The 16,704-nt window shown below is 62.7% G+C and carries 17 protein-coding genes and 1 riboswitch; of the genes, 10 read left to right on the top strand and 7 right to left on the bottom strand.

Annotation, left to right across the window (positions count from 1 at the left end; translation table 11 throughout):
* From HNO83_RS19880 to HNO83_RS19870, 3 genes are all read right to left on the bottom strand, one after another.
* On the bottom strand, positions 1 to 721 hold a 721-nt coding region (locus tag HNO83_RS19880; RefSeq protein WP_175339269.1), incomplete at its 3' end, for a glutamine synthetase beta-grasp domain-containing protein.
* 25 nt (positions 722 to 746) lie between these two features.
* Positions 747 to 819: riboswitch (Fluoride riboswitch) on the bottom strand.
* A gap of 30 nt (positions 820 to 849) precedes the next feature.
* Positions 850 to 1,395: a hypothetical protein gene (locus HNO83_RS19875; protein ID WP_175339268.1), complete on the bottom strand. Its 546-nt coding sequence runs from the start codon at positions 1,393 to 1,395 to the stop codon at positions 850 to 852.
* 2 nt (positions 1,396 to 1,397) lie between these two features.
* Entirely contained in the window at positions 1,398 to 1,682 is a 285-nt protein-coding gene (locus HNO83_RS19870; RefSeq protein WP_175339267.1) for a DUF211 domain-containing protein, read from the bottom strand.
* 219 nt (positions 1,683 to 1,901) lie between these two features.
* On the opposite strand from HNO83_RS19870, the gene ettA reads away from it, so the two are divergent.
* The 4 genes from ettA to HNO83_RS19850 are packed head-to-tail and all read left to right on the top strand — an operon-like array spanning position 1,902 to position 5,090.
* A complete protein-coding gene (gene ettA / locus HNO83_RS19865; protein WP_175339266.1) occupies positions 1,902 to 3,530 on the top strand; it encodes an energy-dependent translational throttle protein EttA in 1,629 nt (542 codons plus the stop codon).
* Between the two features lie 5 nt (positions 3,531 to 3,535).
* Complete coding sequence (locus HNO83_RS19860) at positions 3,536 to 3,862, top strand: hypothetical protein (protein ID WP_175339265.1); 327 nt, start codon at positions 3,536 to 3,538, stop codon at positions 3,860 to 3,862.
* A complete protein-coding gene (locus tag HNO83_RS19855) occupies positions 3,859 to 4,440 on the top strand; it encodes a histidine phosphatase family protein (RefSeq protein ID WP_175339264.1) in 582 nt (193 codons plus the stop codon). The genes HNO83_RS19860 and HNO83_RS19855 overlap by 4 nt, the downstream gene beginning before the upstream one ends.
* Complete coding sequence (locus HNO83_RS19850) at positions 4,437 to 5,090, top strand: histidine phosphatase family protein (protein WP_175339263.1); 654 nt, start codon at positions 4,437 to 4,439, stop codon at positions 5,088 to 5,090. Before HNO83_RS19855 ends, HNO83_RS19850 begins: the two co-directional genes overlap by 4 nt.
* Here the strand turns inward: HNO83_RS19850 and HNO83_RS19845 are convergent.
* Entirely contained in the window at positions 5,045 to 5,830 is a 786-nt protein-coding gene (locus tag HNO83_RS19845; protein WP_175339262.1) for a hypothetical protein, read from the bottom strand. The two genes, HNO83_RS19850 and HNO83_RS19845, sit on opposite strands and share 46 nt — an antisense overlap.
* A 406-nt stretch (positions 5,831 to 6,236) precedes the next feature.
* Here HNO83_RS19845 and HNO83_RS19840 point away from each other — a divergent pair, with 406 nt between their 5' ends.
* From HNO83_RS19840 to HNO83_RS19815, 6 genes are all read left to right on the top strand, one after another.
* Entirely contained in the window at positions 6,237 to 7,103 is an 867-nt protein-coding gene (locus tag HNO83_RS19840; protein ID WP_175339261.1) for an ArdC-like ssDNA-binding domain-containing protein, read from the top strand.
* A gap of 256 nt (positions 7,104 to 7,359) precedes the next feature.
* A complete protein-coding gene (locus tag HNO83_RS19835; protein ID WP_349627332.1) occupies positions 7,360 to 10,098 on the top strand; it encodes an AAA family ATPase in 2,739 nt (912 codons plus the stop codon).
* A 586-nt stretch (positions 10,099 to 10,684) separates the two neighbouring features.
* Positions 10,685 to 12,490, top strand: coding sequence for a KAP family P-loop NTPase fold protein (locus HNO83_RS19830; protein ID WP_175339260.1), 1,806 nt, complete (start codon positions 10,685 to 10,687; stop codon positions 12,488 to 12,490).
* Positions 12,490 to 13,248, top strand: a complete 759-nt coding sequence (locus tag HNO83_RS19825) for a hypothetical protein (RefSeq protein ID WP_175339259.1) — start codon at positions 12,490 to 12,492, stop codon at positions 13,246 to 13,248. Before HNO83_RS19830 ends, HNO83_RS19825 begins: the two co-directional genes overlap by 1 nt.
* Positions 13,245 to 14,507, top strand: coding sequence for a 7-cyano-7-deazaguanine synthase (locus HNO83_RS19820; RefSeq protein WP_175339258.1), 1,263 nt, complete (start codon positions 13,245 to 13,247; stop codon positions 14,505 to 14,507). The genes HNO83_RS19825 and HNO83_RS19820 overlap by 4 nt, the downstream gene beginning before the upstream one ends.
* The gene (locus HNO83_RS19815; RefSeq protein WP_175339257.1) at positions 14,485 to 15,231 is read left to right on the top strand and encodes a TatD family hydrolase; all 747 of its coding nucleotides are present in this window, start codon (positions 14,485 to 14,487) and stop codon (positions 15,229 to 15,231) included. Before HNO83_RS19820 ends, HNO83_RS19815 begins: the two co-directional genes overlap by 23 nt.
* Before the next feature lie 130 nt (positions 15,232 to 15,361).
* Here HNO83_RS19815 and HNO83_RS19810 read toward each other — a convergent pair whose 3' ends face one another.
* The 3 genes from HNO83_RS19810 to HNO83_RS19800 all read right to left on the bottom strand — a co-directional run.
* Complete coding sequence (locus HNO83_RS19810; RefSeq protein WP_175339256.1) at positions 15,362 to 15,808, bottom strand: single-stranded DNA-binding protein; 447 nt, start codon at positions 15,806 to 15,808, stop codon at positions 15,362 to 15,364.
* A 112-nt stretch (positions 15,809 to 15,920) separates the two neighbouring features.
* Positions 15,921 to 16,391, bottom strand: a complete 471-nt coding sequence (locus HNO83_RS19805; RefSeq protein WP_175339255.1) for a hypothetical protein — start codon at positions 16,389 to 16,391, stop codon at positions 15,921 to 15,923.
* The coding region (locus tag HNO83_RS19800) for a hypothetical protein (RefSeq protein ID WP_175339254.1) at positions 16,388 to 16,704 on the bottom strand (317 nt) is incomplete at its 5' end. The genes HNO83_RS19805 and HNO83_RS19800, both read right to left, overlap by 4 nt.

Below are 16,704 nucleotides of genomic sequence, written 5' to 3'. Positions count from 1 at the left end.
ACTTCAGGATGTCGTCCGCCGCGTGGACCATGGTGTCGAAGCGGTAGTTGATCTCCGCCTGGCCGCCGGTGCCCACCTCGTGGTGCGCACGCTCCAGGATGAGGCCGGCGTCGATCAGCTTCAGCGAGATGTCGTCGCGCAGGTCGGCCTGCTTGTCGACGGGGCTCACCGGGAAGTAGCCGCCCTTGTAGGGAGTCTTGTTGCCGAGGTTGCCGCCCTCTTCGACGCGACCGGAGTTCCAGGCGCCCTCCTCCGAGTCGACGGAGTAGAAGCTGGAGTTCTGCTTCACCTCGTAGCGGACGTCGTCGAAGATGTAGAACTCGGCCTCGGGGGCGAAGAACGCGGTGTCGGCGATGCCGGTGGAGGCGAGGTACTTCTCGGCCTTCTTGGCGATCTGGCGCGGGTCCTTCGCGTAGATCTCGCCGTTGCGCGGGTTGTAGATGTCGAACACCATGATGAGGGTGCGCTCGACACGGAACGGGTCGATGTAGGCGGTCGACACATCAGGGATCAGCTGCATGTCCGACTCGTGGATCGACGCGAAACCGCGGATCGAGGAGCCGTCGAAGGCGATCCCTTCGGTGAAGAAGGCTTCATCGACCGTGTCAGCAGGGACGGTCAGGTGCTGCTGCACACCGGGCAGGTCAGTGAAGCGCACGTCCAGGAATCGGACCTTCGTATCGGCGATGAAGCCGAGCGCTTCAGAACCTGAAGAGAACACAGCTGTCCTACTTTCCGTCGATGTCGGAGAAGTAGGAACCATCGGCCGTCGTGGCGGTTCGAGCTGTCGCTCCGGCGGGATCCATCGCCGTCCCGCGATCGTAGCGGAGAATCCCAGGCGGAAGGAAATCAGGCGATGTTGAGCCACACGCCGATCGCGGTCACCACCACCCCACCGACCGTCATCGATGCCGCCCAGAAGCCGCGACGCCCTGCGAGCAACCCGCCAAGCAACCACCCGAAACCGCCGAGCAACGCGATCGTGAGCGCCACGACAATCCAGGCGGGCCCGGAAAGAATTGCGCCGACCGCCAGTGGAGCGCCGGCGCCCACCAGGCTCGCACCGGCGGCGACGATCATCGCTACGAATGACTCCCGCAGGGCTTTGCGGCCCAGGTTGGTGGCGGCGAGCCGTCCCGGCTCCGTCATGTTGAGTTGCTTTGCTGCACGCACCAGAGCCGAACGGCGTTCAGCGTAGTCCGCGACGAACACAGTGAACGCAGCAGTCACCAACGCGGCGACCCCAACTCGTAGGGCCAGCATGAGGGTCAGGCTTCCAGCACCGTCCCGCAGGAGCGCCCCGCCGGCGAGGGTGAGCGCGTTCAGCATCCCGTCGGTGACGCCCAGCACCAACGGGAGAGTCGGCAACGTTCGGGCGAACTCGGCGACGGTCATGGTCAGCGCACGCGGGCCACACGCTCGATGATGTGATCCCCAGCGACCACCTCGTCGATGCTGTGCAGGACCGCCCCCACCGTCTCGATGGCGCGGAACAGCGCTTCCGTATCGATGTCGTCACCTTCGACCGTGATGTCGGTGCCGACGGTCTCCACATCGATCTCGGTGACGGTCACGTTCACCGCGGTGACACCGGAGACCTGCTCGATTGCGCGGGCCAGGCTGACCATGTCGGGGCGGTCGACGACCTTGTCGACATCCATCGCAAGCCGGCGGATAGGCATGAGTGACCTCCACGTAAACGAAAGCGTGTAGGCCCATCAGCGTGCGTTGCGGTTCGAACGTTGCCGTTCCGGCGGGGTCCATCGCCGTGATCGTCACTCTAGCCCCCTCGTTTCGGCCGGAGTATCGTGTGAGGTCGGCGATGGTGGAGGGGCTCACCACAACGCGGCGAACGTCGACAACGGTCCCTACCTGTTAGATGCAACGGTAGGGAGCCCGCCATGTCAGGAGAACACTGGGTCGCACGGGTCGAGAACGCGACGATCACCCGCGGTGCGAAACACATCCTCGAGAACGTCAACCTCACCATCAGCGAGCACGATTGTGTCGGCGTCATCGGTCCAAACGGTGCCGGTAAATCCACACTGTTGGGGGTGATCGCCGGTACCGTCACGTTGACGGCCGGAACCACAATGACCGCTCCGGACATCAGCGTCGGCGTCCTGATGCAGGAACCGGTCCTTCGTGACGACGAGACGGTCCTGGAGAACATCGAGGACGCGATCTCGGACACGATTACCGCCCGGGCCCTCTACGACGACGCCGCGCGCCGACTCGCATCGGACGGGTCCGACGACGCGCTGGCCGAGCTCGGTGAGCTGCAGGAGTACCTGGACCGGGTCGACGGTTGGGACGCCGCATCCCGCGTTGAACAGGCGATGACCGCACTGCGCTGCCCACCCGGACCGGTGTTCGTCGCATCGCTCTCCGGTGGTGAACGTCGACGGGTTGCCCTGTGCCGGCTGCTGCTGGCCCAGCCGGATCTGCTGCTACTGGATGAGCCGACGAACCACCTGGACACGGACAGCACCAACTGGCTTCAGGAGCATCTGGCCGCCTACCCAGGAACCGTCATCGCTATCACCCACGACCGGTCGTTCCTCGACACGGTCGCCGGGCGAATCGTCGAAGTGGAACATGGCCGGGTTCACGTGTTCGCCGGAGGTTACAGCGACTACTTGGCGAGACGGCTCGCCGACTTCCGTGTGGATGGACGGCGAGACGAGCAGCGGCTGCGGTTGCTGGAACGCGAGTACGCATCGCTCAGCGAAGACGACACCCGCCGCCGTCCGGAAGGTGGCTCGCAGGCCCCGGTTGGTGAGCTGCTCATTCCGCCTCCCCCGCGGCTAGGAACGAACGTGATCGAGCTCGACTCCGTCTCGAAAGCGTTCGACGAACGCGTCGTCCTGGACCATGTCTCCTTCACGGTCCCTCGAGGCGGCATCGTTGGAGTGCTCGGTCCTAACGGTGTCGGCAAGACCACGCTGTTCGAGATCATCAGCGGTCGTCTCGCACCGGATTCCGGGGCGGTCCGTGTCGGGGAGACCGTCCGGATCTCATACGTCGATCAGGCACGCAGCGGCATCGACGCGGGTCGCACCGCGTGGGAGGCCGTCGCTGACGGAGAAGCAACCGTCCGTCTCGGGGACACGGAGGTGCCAGCCCGTGCGTACGTCGCCCGGTTCGGGTTCACCGGCCAATCCCAGGAGAAGCCAGTGAAGGACTACTCAGGCGGCGAACGCAACCGTTTGAACCTCGCCCTGACGCTCAAGCAGGGCGGCAACGTTCTGCTGTTGGATGAACCAAGCAACGACCTGGACACAGAGACGCTGATCGCGCTCGAGCAGGCGCTGCTCGACTTCGACGGCTCAGCGATGATCATCTCACACGACCAGTGGTTCCTGAACCGTGTAGCCACCCATATCCTCGCCTGGGAAGGCGCAACGGACGACCCCGGCCACTGGTACTGGTACGAAGGCAACCTCGCAGCCTACGAGGAGAACCGCACGCAACGTCTCCCCGTACTGGTGCAGGCGGTCGGCCCTCGCCGGCGGATGGTCCGGGGGTAAGGACGATGGAGGAGCCCACCATTGTCCGTGTCGCCGAGAACATCATCGCCCGTGCCACCCTCACCGTGCTGGAAGAGAACGCGGTCGCGACAGCATGCGCGCATGGTGTGTGTCTCGTGCCGATGTTCCCCGGTAGCGACGTCGTCCAACTCGTGGTCCGCGACCAGACCGTGATCGGCCGAGTTCGACGCGAGTACCCCCGCTTCCTGCCGGCGCGATGGGTCGCTATACCACAGGGAACTCACCATCCGCGAGGGCCGTTCCGTTCCCCCGAGGCCGCAGCCAACATCATCGTCAGACTCGCCGAACACGCAGAGAGGAAGCCAGGATGACTGACCAACCGCAACACCTGTTCCTGGTCCGGCACGGACAGACCGCGCTCAACGCCGAAGGACGACTTCGAGGACTAGCGAACCCGCCGCTTGACGAGGTGGGTCGTGCCGAAGCCGAGGAGACCGCGGTCGCGTTGACTGGGCGAGGGATCGACATCGTCTACTGCAGCCCACTAGAACGGGCGTTCCGCACCGCGCAAATCATCGCCCACCACCTCGACTGCGACTTCGATGTAGTCCCGGAGTTCAACGACCGCGACTACGGACCATGGACCGGGCAGGTGAAAGCGGAGGTCGAAGCCCAGTTCGGCTCAATCGACGACGCCCCCGGGGTCGAACCGATCGACCATATCCTCAAACGGGTGTGGCCGGCGCTCGACGAGGTGATGCGCGCCCACGCTGGTGTTCCCATCGCCGTGGTCACCCATGACGCTCTGATCCGCCCAATCCTGAAAACGATCGACCCGCGGATCGGACCTATCGAAGCGAGAACAGGTTCCTGGAACGAGCTCGTGCGCCACGGCAGCTCATGGACGGTGCTGAAATACGACCAGAACCCGGAGGCTGTCAGCCGATGACATCGCCAACGCCGGGCCGCGTGTACCTGATCCGACACGGGCAGACACCGTGGACGATCACCGGACAGCACACGTCTGTCACCGACATCCCGCTCACCGTGGACGGAGAGGAAGAGGCGAAAGCCATCGGTGCCGCGCTCGCCCCGGTGACGTTTGAGCTGGTGCTGGTCAGCCCGCGACAACGCACTCGGAGGACCGCGGAGCTCGCCGGACTCAGCCATCAGGCCGTCATGGAACCCAACATCGTCGAGTGGGACTACGGCGGTTTCGAAGGGCTCACTACCGCGGAGATTCTGCAAGCCCGCGGCGACGGCTGGGACCTCTGGATCGACGGTGTGGTTGCCGGCGCCACCCCCGGAGAACACGCTGCCGACGTGTACGCACGCGCTCGTACCGTGCTGACCGAGGTGAAGAACGTTGTGCGGCATGGTGGGAACGTCGCCCTGGTCGCGCACGGTCACTTCCTGCGCTCCCTCGGTGCCGCATGGGTGGATCTGCCCGTGATCGACGGGCGCAAACTCGCACTGCACACCGGGACGATCAGCATCCTCGGGTACGAGCACGGGCACCCCGCCATCCTCGGCTGGAACATCCCAGCCAGCGGCTATTCCAGTGGTGACGACAACGTCAGCGGGAACGCCCAACCATGAAACCAGCCGAGCGTTTCCACCCAGGACGCGTCAACCGTTGAGGTCGCTGGCGCGCCGGACTGGGTCATCGACGCAGTCAGCAGGGACAGATCTCGCTGCAGCCTGCCGAGGTACGCGGCGAGCCTCGTGAATTCAGCCCGCTCCGGCGGCGCTCCGACCAGCAGGTGCCGCCTGCAGCGGATCGACGCCTCCGAGGCAGCATCGCTGCGATCGGCGGCGCACTGGTCGCAGACGACTCGAGACCACACCGGCGCTGTCTCCGCGAACCATTCCGCGGTGTACGCCATCCGGTTCGCTTCCACTGTCAGCTCGGCAAGGTCCATCCCCGCGTGCGTGACGATGATCCCCGTCGGCGCGGGACCCTTCACATCCGCGCAGACCACGCACACTCCGTCGCCTGCCAGGTGACGCAGCATCGCCTTCGGGCGACCGTGCAGCGTCGACCGGACATCGTCGAGCAACGCTGTGTAGAGGACGGACACGTCGAACGGTTGGTGCCCGCCGCGGGCGCCGGCACCGTCGTGCCACAGTTCGATCTCCACGGTCGCGTAGGCCCACGCGTGGCGGGTGCACATCCCCCGGTTCGCCACAAGCCGCCGCCTGGTCGCCCCGTCCATGATGTCGCCGTGGACGAAGTCCCAGAGGATCCGCACCTCCTCCGGCAACAGGTCGGTGTCGCTGGTCGGGGCGAGGATGTCCGTACCCCGCAGGGTCAACGCATCACGGTCGCTTGTGGTCACTGGGCGCTCCTCATCGTCACGTCAGGGACCGTTGTCGCCGTACGGCGCAGTTTCGTTCGGGGTGAGCCCCACCACCTGACTGTGAGCTTAGACCGCTGGCTCTTCGCAGGGTTTCGTCGGACACGGTTGAGATCGTCTCGAACCATCATGGGCAAACGAAGCCTGGTCCTAATCTGCGGGGTGATGGCCGGGCGCCAGCGCTATGTCGTAGCGGCGGCCTTCTTTCCGATCCGGCAGCCGACCATAGCGAGCTCCATCAGCTCCGTTCCCGTCATGCGCTATTTGCAGACTCCATTCGCTGCGCTCGTTGCGCTTAGCAACCGCTCCCTCCGGGCACTGCACTGTCTCCGCCCGCTCTCGATCTCTGTGCCGGAACGGCGACAAGAACGATCAGGGGGCATGCATCATGGTCACCACCCACAACTCTCGAAGTGCAGAGGAACGACAGGCGGAGGCGGAGGCACTGCACGCGTCGATCGTGGAGCAGGTTCAACAGCTCGCCGAGAGTGGCCAGTGGCGGGCGTTCCTGGACTTCGCCCGCTCTTTCCACAACTACAGCCTGAACAACCTCCTGCTGATCCTCGCCCAGAGCCCAAAAGCGACGATGGTCGCCGGGTTCCGGCAGTGGCAGGCGAAAGGGCGTCAGGTGCGCAGAGGCGAGAAGTCGATCAAGATCTTCGGGTACCGGGAGAAGAAGAGCGAACCTGTTGAGGGCGCTGATGAAGCGGCTCGAGAGAATATGCGTGTGATTCGGTATTTCCCGACGTTGTCGGTGTTCGACATTGCGCAGACGGACCCAATCGAAGGAGCCGAGCCGTTGCCAGAGAACCCGACCCACCAGCTGATCGGCGTCGACGACCACGGCGTCATCCCTGCCCTCTCCGCGCACCTCGGGACGCACGGATGGACTATTCAACGCGCGGCGATCGGGAGCGCCAACGGCTGCACCGATCCCAAGTCACACCGGGTGACCTTGGCCGAGAATCTCGCCGTCGAGCAGGCCGCGAAGACGCTCATTCACGAAACCGCGCACATCGAGCTGCGCCACATCGACGACGTCGACGAGTACCGCGCTCACCGCGCTCGGATGGAAGTCGAAGCCGAATCGGTCGCCTACATCGTTTCCGGTCTCACCGGATTCGACACCAGCGCATACAGCGTCGGTTACATCACCGGGTGGGCAGGCGAAGACGTCACGGTCGTTCGAGATACTGCAGCACGCGTGCTGAAGACGGCCCATGCCCTCGCGGAGATCATCGAGTTCCACTGGTAACCGGGCTCGTTGTGAACAGGGCGCGCCGACAAAGGGCATGCGAGAGAAGAGGCGAGAAAGGAAAGAGCGAAAGGGAGAAGAGACAGATGGAGCAAGGAATGAAGGAGACAGAGGACGGGAAGGCGAAGAGACGATGAGAGAAAGGACGTAAGGAGCGACAAGAGAGAGCGAATGCACGTAGGCACTCTTTGAGTGTGCGCGCTCCGTGCGCGCCAAAAAGCGCGCGCAACCGGAAGTTCTAAGTGTGAGAGGTGGAGTGGCGCGCTGGAAGCGTGGACAGGCGGCCCAAGGGGTCAAGCAGGCGGTGCACTACGCCTTCGGCGGCGTCTGTGACGCCACCCTGACAGCCAAGACCGCTGACGGCGCTCTCGCCGCAGTCGGCTACGCCGACGCAGTGATGACCCGATACATCGTCGAGAACGGCGCCATCCGTGACGACCTGCTCACGCGCTCCCAGTTGAAGGATTGGGTCGACGGCGTCGACCCGCTCACGGGTGAACGTCGGGGCCGGGACCTGGAGTCGCCGGTCGCGGATCTCATTCTGGATGCGACGATCAACGCACCGAAGTCGTTCTCGATCGCGGCGATGCTGGACTCCGAGTTGGCGGCCGCGTACGAGGATCTGCAGGACCGGTTGCGGGACCGAATCATCAAGCTGTGGCAGAGCGAGCTCAACGCTCGACGCGGCAAGCAGGGCGCCATCCGAGAAGACCTCGCCCGCATCGAAGTAGTCGAGCTGCAGCACGAACGGTCCCGCTCGCTGGACCCGCATAAGCATCGCCACCTGTGGCTGAACGTCAAGGTCCAGGGCCTCGACGGGAAGTGGTCCAACGTCGACACCCGTGTGGCACTGCGGTTCCAGAATGTCATAAACGCCGAAGGCGACCTGGCCTCTCGAACCGACCCAGCCTGGATCGCCGCGCTGGCTGCCAAGGGCTTCACCATGAACTCGGACGGGGAGATCGCGGAGCTACAGCATCTAGTGCGGCCGCTGTCGAAGCGCTCCGCTCAGATCGAATCGAACAAGGCGGCGCATCTCCTTCAGTGGAAACAGGAGCACCCGGGTGATGAGCCTTCGTTCGCGGTGCTAGCCCAAATCGATCAGTGGGCATGGGCGGCTGGTCGACCGAACAAGCCGAGGCAGTTGAACGAGGAGGATTGGGCGTCCATCGTCATGGCCGAACTCCTGCGAGCCGATCCGAAACTGCGGCAAACTCGAAGCGAGATCGTGGCACGATCAGCGGTACTCGATGATCTCGATATCGACCTGCTTGCTGCGAAGGCTGTCGTGGATGCGGATGCCCGATCGACTGGAACGGGTGGACGGTTCAGCGATATGGACATCCGGGCCGGAGCGATCCGCGCACTTGCGGGTACTGGGGTGCGAGCCAACCGGGCGGAACTCGAACTCATCGTCGACAGAGTCATCAAGGTCGCTGAACGATCACACACCGTTACTCTGATCGACGCAGCGGAGATTCCGCATCACGTCAAGCACCGAATGGCGACATCGACAGCAGCCTTGAAGACCACGGTCGCCCTCAGGATCGACCCGCTCTCGTACAACGGAGATGACAGAGCGCGAAACGAAATCGTCGCAATCGCCGCTCTCGTCGAACCTGACCGAGAGCTAAACAGCGACCAGCTTGCGGGTGCGTCATCGCTTGCGGGAACCGCCGGAATCGTTTGCGTTAGCGGCGCGGCCGGGGCCGGCAAGACAACCATGCTAAAGGTCGCGGGCGCTGCGCTCCGGCAGAGCGGTCGAAAGATGATCATCGTGGCGCCAACAAAGAAGGCGTCGTCTGTTGCAGGCAGGGAGGCGAACAGCTCGTCGTCCTCCCTTCACCAACTCCTTTACGACTACGGGTGGCGCTGGAGGGTAAACGATGCGGGCAGCGTCGACTGGATCAAGTTGAGTCCGGGGGACGTAGATGCGGATTCTGGGGTCACCTATCGAGGCCCTATCCGCGAAGTTAGTGCGGGTGACAGGATCGTTGTCGACGAAGCAGGGATGCTCGAGCTCGAGGCTGCCAACGCGCTTCTCGACGTTATCGGGCGAACTGGAGCAGGGGTCGCCTTGGTTGGTGACCAACGCCAAGCCCTTCCGGTCGGACATTCCGGCGCAATGGCACTGTTCTGGAGACGGTCGCCACGTCGCGTAGAACTCACCACCATCCACCGCTTCCGTGATCCTGAGTGGGCACAGCTGAGCTTGAGACTCCGGGAGCCGGACAGCTCTGAAGACATGCACGCGATCGCCAATGAGCTGATTGAGAAGGGACATGTCGTATTAACGGACAACGATGCCGGTGCGGGTCATGCGATGGTCGATGCGTGGTTCCAGGCCAAAGGGGATGGGGAAACGATCGCGCTCATCACGGCGACACATGCCGAATCGCAGACCATCAGCGAGGCAATCCAAACCCGTCGACTCGCAGCCGGTCAGGTTTCGACCAGACGAAAGTTCATCGGACAAGCAGGACAGGTCATCGGAATCGGTGACATCGTTCAGACGCGGCGCAACGACTCGACGACCGGCGTCGATAATCGCCAGTCCTGGACGGTGAAAAAGATCACGGATGACGGCTACGTCGTTCTTGCGGCCGCAGAAGACTCGTCAGACGTTCGGAGGATCAGTACGTCTTACGCTGCCGACCACGTGCACTTGGGCTATGCATCGACCGTCTATGGCGTGCAGGGCGAAACGACGGACCGGTCGCTGGTCGGTCCGGGAGTTGACGCGGCGGGCCTATATGTAGGGCTGACTCGCGGACGCCAACGCAATGACATCGTCCTCGTGGCTCCGACGCCATCAGCCGCCCACCGCGAGCTAGTGGAGATGATGCAGCGACAGCCGATCGAGGAAACACTCGAGAAGTCGCGTTCTGCAGCGCGTCAGGAGTTCCGCCGCGCTGCGACGCTTCATCCGTCGGCGACCGGTCCGGCCCAGTCATCCCCAGAGCCACGCGGACGCGCGGCGTCAATTCAGCGTTGACGATTGCGCAGACCACTAACTCAAACCGCCAGCGCGGAGCTGGTAGCCGAGCATATTTGCGCCCTCAAGGGAACCGTCGATCGCGACGTAACAAAAGAGGGCAACTTCGAGAGCATCGGCTCGCCGTTGGGCGTCCGGAAGTACACCTCCGCGGGCGAAGATGAGGGGGCGACGTCCGTCCGCCGAGGAGATTCTTGCGGCACGCTCGACAAACTCAGGCTCCAAGTTTCCGCGATGATGATCGACCCACGCGACGAACCTATGGCTGTAGAGATCACACGTCGAGCGAACGTCCGAAGATGCGACGACGGTGTCGGCCGCGCCGAGATACACCATCCATTCACGGCACAGTTTGACGGCGCCTTCACGGGACACACCAGAAGGGATTGGAGCAGGCGACTCTACTGCCATCTCCCAAGTGTGCATCAGTCAACCTCGCGCCGATAATGTCATCCAAACTGGGGCAACCGAAAAGGGTCGTTGCACCAACCAGTGAGGCTACGCTTCAGACACCAGTATTCGGGCGACGCCTGACATCCAGGATCGCGCCGAGAGGGTCGGTTCGCCTACCCAGCTCGGTTGAGCATTGACGATCGCCAGCCGCGAGAGCCCTTCATGGTTTGAGCGTGGAACGTTTTCGGGAGTATTCGTGGGGGCTTCGCAATACCTGTTCGACGACAATCCTGCGACGCAGGATCTGACGGGCTTAAGAACAGTGGCGCAGACGATTGCAAACGTTGTCGTCGACGAACGATTTGAAACAGTGACTGTCGGTCTCAACTCTCCATGGGGAGGAGGCAAGAGCACCGCGCTGAATCTCGTTGGCGTCGAATTGAGAAGCCGGCCGTCGACGGTGGTTGTTGAGATAGACCCATGGGAGTTCGTTGACTCAGGGGATCCTCGCGGCACTCTGATTGCTCGAGTGCTGGAGGGAATCGCAGTTGAGATACGACTTCGCGCGGATAACGCGCGCGCGAAAGAGGAAAGCAAGATCGCATCGTTTGCGCAGGACGCAATAGACCGGCTCAATGCGTTGCGCAAGAGGGTCTCCTGGAGCAAGGTTGCACAGGTCGCCATTAAGTCTGCACTTACTCTCACACCGGACATCTCGGGGATGGTGGACGCACTGACGCCCGCGCCTGAAGCTGAGACACCTGCAAAGGGAATGCGTGCCTTCCGTGAGGACTTCGGCGCATTGCTCGCCGAGATTCCTGACATTGCCAGAGTCGTTGTCCTTATCGACGACCTGGACAGATCTCTCCCGGATGACGTGCTAGGCGCATTGGAAGCAATCAAACTATTTCTCAGCGTCAAAGGCATGGCTTTCGTGATCGCCGCAGACGACGACTTCATCAGAGAGAGCCTGCGCAATGCGCTCGACCGCAATGGTGGGTCCCGAGGTCAATTCGCCGACCGATACACCGAGAAGATTGTGCAGTTGCCCTTTACGCTGCCGCGCCTCGCATCACAGGACGCCGTCGCGTATTTGGCCGCACTTTTTGTCCAGGCTGAGCAGGGCGAAGCCGCAGCCATTGCAGTGGCTGAACGGGCAACCCAAAGACGAGCAAACGGTGAAGTTCCATATGCCGTGGTGAATGCCGCCGGTGATATGCCGACAGAGGAGCACCTACGCCTCGCGAATCAGATCGTGCGAGGGATGAGTAGCTCCCGACGGGAAACCCCACGACAGCTCAAGAGATTCTTGAACAATTTCGCCGTTCGGGCTGAGATGTTGGGGGCCCAATTCGATGGCTTTCCAATTGACGTGTTGATGAAGCTCTGGCTCCTTGAACAGAACTATCCTCACTACTTTCGCGACCTCGTTGGAGCGAGCGCCGACGGAAGGGCAAAACTCCTCCGCGCCTGGGAAGAGGGATCCGACACCACGCCTGTCGAGATCGCCTCATGGGCACAGGAGGCTCCTGCCGCCTCGCTCGCAGCTGAGTGGGTCGATCGGTACGTTTCGTTTGCGACGGCTGTAGTGGCCACTTTGCAGTCCTCTGCGGCCCTTGACGCCGCCCAGGCCGCGCTTCTTGCAGAGCTGCTTGATGTATCCGAGCTAACCCGGACCGGAGCGATTCGGCGAATGCAGGATGCGCCTACAACTGGCGACGAGGATGTAGCTCGTCACCTTGCGACTGCGATCGTCGGTGACCGCGAGAGTGCGGCATTGCCGTCTCTCCAGGCCCTTGCGCATGCTCGTCCAGATCTGAAGCAATTCATTGTCGAATCGCTCATGGACGACTACGTGCTGAACGCCATCGGCGCTGAACATCTTCCTTGGCTTAGCGGCCCATTCCGCGAGGTGCTTCTTGCCCTCCGGGACCGCGACTCAACGACTGAGGACCTACGTACCGCAATTAACGAAGAGCTACAGGAGAATCCGCTCTAATGGGCACCTCGGGGGCATTCGGTGGTTCCGGAGCATGGTCCGACACAGTTGATTCGCTATACGACAGCGCTGACGCGTTGGGTTCCGATAACGCGGCCCCAATCGCTACCACCGTGATGGCCACGCTTGGACGATCGTTGGCAAGAGGCGACCGACGCGGTAAGTCGTACGACGTCAGCGATTTGCTCGGCGGCCGTGGGGTCGCTGGAGCGTCGAGCTCTGGCGACGGAAGAGATAGTGGTGGCGCTCCCTTCACCAGGGAAGCAGCGCGCGGCTCGCTGGTCCTTGACGCTCTAGCGTCAATCGAAAATGGCGAAACCCCGCACCTAGTCGAGTATGGGGTCGACTTCTCGTCGCTCGAGGGCTTAAGCGGTCTGAAGCTGCTAACGGAGCTGATCGGATTGATCCTCGGTCCGCCGTCACATCCAGATGACGCCGCCCTCCAACAAGCACTAATCGCCACGATGCGATCTTCCGAGAAACAAGCGGCCGGGACCTTAGCCGAAACCATCGGACGGTTCGTCAGTGAGCTGGCTTGGCGGAGGACTGTGGTTCAGCTGACCACTAGCCAGCGCCGAGTCTCGGCGCTTGGGCCTTCAATGCGTCGTCTGGAGGAACGCGTGAGGACCTATATCAGCGGAAAGGTCCAGCAGATCACTGGACAGTTGGTGAATGCGACGCCTCAAACCGTCGCCGATTACGCTTCCAAGTTGGCTGCCAAAGCCTGTCGATTGTTTGGTCGAGGAGACGACAAATGACAAGTCACTCGGTAACAGTCGCACCCGCGGGCATTGAAGTTGATTCAGACCAGATCCCGCTCTTTTGGCCACGCGAAGTCGATGTAGACGCAAACGTGATTTCCAATTTGTCTTGGGATCTCGAACAATTTGCCGCTGCCAGTCCCGCAGCGCGCGACTTCTATCGAATTGCGGCAGCCGCGTATCTGGCAGATAGCGCCGTATCAAAGCCAGCCGTCTCGCTTCATCGGCAGCTCCGCGTAACCACATTTGTCGAGGATCCGCAGCCCTGGGAGGCCGGGGCTCTGACCGATCTTGCCGACTTGCTTCACTGGCTCACTGGCGATTCGTGGGCCTTCATCCTGAAACCGGAGGACGCGAGGCTGCCGCTCCAAGTTGCCGAGCCAGCTGACCGAATCCAGCTGCTTTCGGGAGGGCTCGACTCGCTCTGCGGAGCCGCCATTGGCCTCAGAGACGAATCGAGCATCCGTTTTGTGGGACACCGCGACGCATCACGCGCGGTTCGACACGCGCAGCGGCTCATTGCTGCCGCAATTGGGGACGCGCCCTACGACCGATTCGAGTTCTACCTGCGAGATACCTCGCGGCGAAAGAACCACGGTCCCCGATCACGATCGCTGATGTTCATGGCCCTTGGAGCGATGTCTGCTCACTCACACGGTGCTAGCACGCTATGGGTACCAGAAAACGGATTCACGAGCATCAATCCGCCGTTGGATGCGGGTCGAGGTGGAACGCTGACAACTCGCTCGACTCATCCATACACGTTCCTTCTCGTGTCGTCCCTCTTGGAGAGTTTGGGCACCGGTGTGGAAATCACGAATCCATTCACTTCGATGACCAAGGGGGAACTGGTCGCTGCCGCTCTCCCGGACCTTGCAGCGCCCAAGTTTGCCGATGCCCTCAAGTCCTCCTTCTCTTGCGCAAAGGGGGGAACACAATTTCACGGAGGCGATTCCAACCACAATTGCGGTCTATGTGTCGCTTGCGTCGTAAGGCGCGGAGCCTTCTTGGGCGCGGGAATCGAGGATCCGAGCGATTATGACTGCGAGCTCCTTGACGGCAGTGACTTGGACGGGCTGTTGAAGCAACGATGGCGCGATATCGTGAGCCTTCGTGAGGCGGCAGAATTCGGGATCCCCGAAGAGCTTGTGTTGAGTTCCGCTCGGTGGCCGCGCGACACCGACTTCGCCGGCGCAATGGACCTCGTGAGACGCGGTCTCGCAGAAATTGGACATGTACAACTTCCCAGCCCTTGATTGCCATGCGCACGTCGCTCACGACGTGACCCAGGCTCAGGTGAAGTCCCTCGAAGGCGCCATCATCTTCGCGATGACTCGTTCCCTAGACGAGTTCCATGCTGCGACTAGCAATCGTCAGCGTGGGCTGGTGTGGGCAATCGGCACTCATCCCGCCAACGCATCGTCTCTCAACCAATGGTCCGGAGACCGCTTCCGCCGACTTGCGAAGCAATCTCCGATAATCGGGGAGGTGGGACTCGATCGTCGTGGAGGCCTGGAGGCTCAAGCTCGCATATTCCACGAAGTTCTCGTCAATGCGGGCGCCTCGCTCATCTCTGTGCATTCGACCGGACGAACGCGCGAGGTCATTACCGCACTCGAGAAGAATGCCCACCCCGGAGTAATTCTTCATTGGTTCCTCGGCAACCCCGAGGAGGTTTCGCGGGCTGCGGCGTTGGGGTGCTTCTTTTCAGTTAACGCCGCAATGTCGGACGCTCAACTGACGGCGCTGCCTCTCGACCGGGTGCTACCAGAAACAGACTTTCCTTCGTCGCGCACGCGAACCGGGGCTCGTGTCCCGGGCGACGTCCGTGCCTTGGAAAAGACCGTTGCCCGCCTTACTCGTAAGGAGGTTGGCGAAGTGCGCGAGCTTTGGTATCGCAATTTGCGAAGGCTGTCGCTCCAGGCAGAGGTGGTCCATCGATTGCCGCCAGAGCTGGCTGATGCCTTGGAAAGGGCCTAAGAACGCGCTCGGACGGGCCAACATTCTCAGCGCGACTGGCCATCGAGGGTGTTGTCGAAAGCAATTCGGCGTCCCAACGCTGTGCGTCTGGTGGGGCCCGACAATGTCGCGCCCCACCAGACGGCAAGGGTTAGTTGATCGTCGCAGAAGCAGCCTGCGGTGTCCGGGCATCCGAGCTAGGCCCGGTCGCGGATGCGTCCGGGCCGTCAGCTTTTGGGGCGCGGCGGGTGACCTCTGCGGTGGTGTAGCGGAGGGAGGGGCCGACGCTGTCGGCGACCACTTCGGTGGCGGCTCGGGGTTCACCGGTGGCCTGGTCGGTCCAGTGGCGGAACTCGAGGTTGCCGTTGACGATGACGGTGTCGCCTTTGGCGAGGCTGGCGCGCACGTTCTCGGCTGTGCGGCCGAAGACGGTGGTGCGGTGGTATTGGGTGTCGCCGTCGACCCATTTGCCGTCTTCAAGCTTGCGGTCGGTAACGGCGACAGTGAACTTGGCGAACTTGGTGCCGTTCTGCGATTCGCCGAAGTCGGGGTCGGCGACGAGGTTGCCTTCGATGCTGATCGGGACTCGAGTGCTCATCGTTCCTTTTCCTTTCCTTTCGCGCCCCGCTGGTCGGGTCGCTCTCACGTAGAACTTCCGGTCCGAGGTCGGAAAATGCGCGCTGGGGGCGCGCAAATCGCGTCGCCGACGGTCACCCATGGGCGTGGCTTTGCCCGATCCAGTCCGCCCACGCGGCAGGAACGGTCTCGTCGTCGGTTTGTAAGAGTTCGGTGTGGCCGTTGTGGCATTCGCCGTTGTACCAAGTTGCCAGCCGCGGAAGCGCGACGGCGACGCGTTCGTGCCAGCCGATTGGTCCGTAGCCGGCGTCGAGGCTGTCGTAGGAGACAAGCCAGGCGGTGTGGAGAGCGGAGAGTTCTTCGACGAGAGCACCGTGCATGAACCAGCAGGGCGGGATTTTCCGCGTAGCGATGTTGTAGCGGCGGGTGAACCAGACCACCCAGTCCCGCAGCTCGGTCCAGACCTCCGGGGCGTCCTCGTCCTCGAGGGTGCGCCAGTTGATGACGCGGATGCCAAGCATCCCCGGACTCTGCCGCGGCGCTTGGTCTTCCCAGCCCTCGGCGAGGGAGGCGACGAGGTCATCGAGTGGGATGTCGTCGGTCACTGCTGCTCCAGAGAGGCTTCGATGTAGTGGGCAATCTTGGCCTGCAGCCGGGCGATCGCTTGAACGGAAGCGGTGCGGCGCGAGACGAACCCCGAGAGGGCGCGGTCGCGTTCGATGAGCTGGTGGACGTATTCGTGGCAGCGCGGGTGCAGCGCGGTCAGGTCCTCGTGCGGCTCATGGGCGGTCCAGGCGTGCGGGGTCTGGGTGACGCCGCGGTAGTCGAGGTGGTGCAGCTCAAGGCTGCGGGCACTGCCAGCACCGAGGCAGAGAGCGCAGCGAATGGTGCCGTTGCGCGACCCTTCCTCGAGAAACC

The organism is Leifsonia sp. C5G2, from assembly GCF_013359685.1.
Classification (GTDB): Bacteria; Actinomycetota; Actinomycetes; order Actinomycetales; family Microbacteriaceae; genus Leifsonia.
The sequence above is the reverse complement of the archived record's forward strand: the minus strand, read 5'-3'. Positions and strand labels throughout refer to the sequence as shown.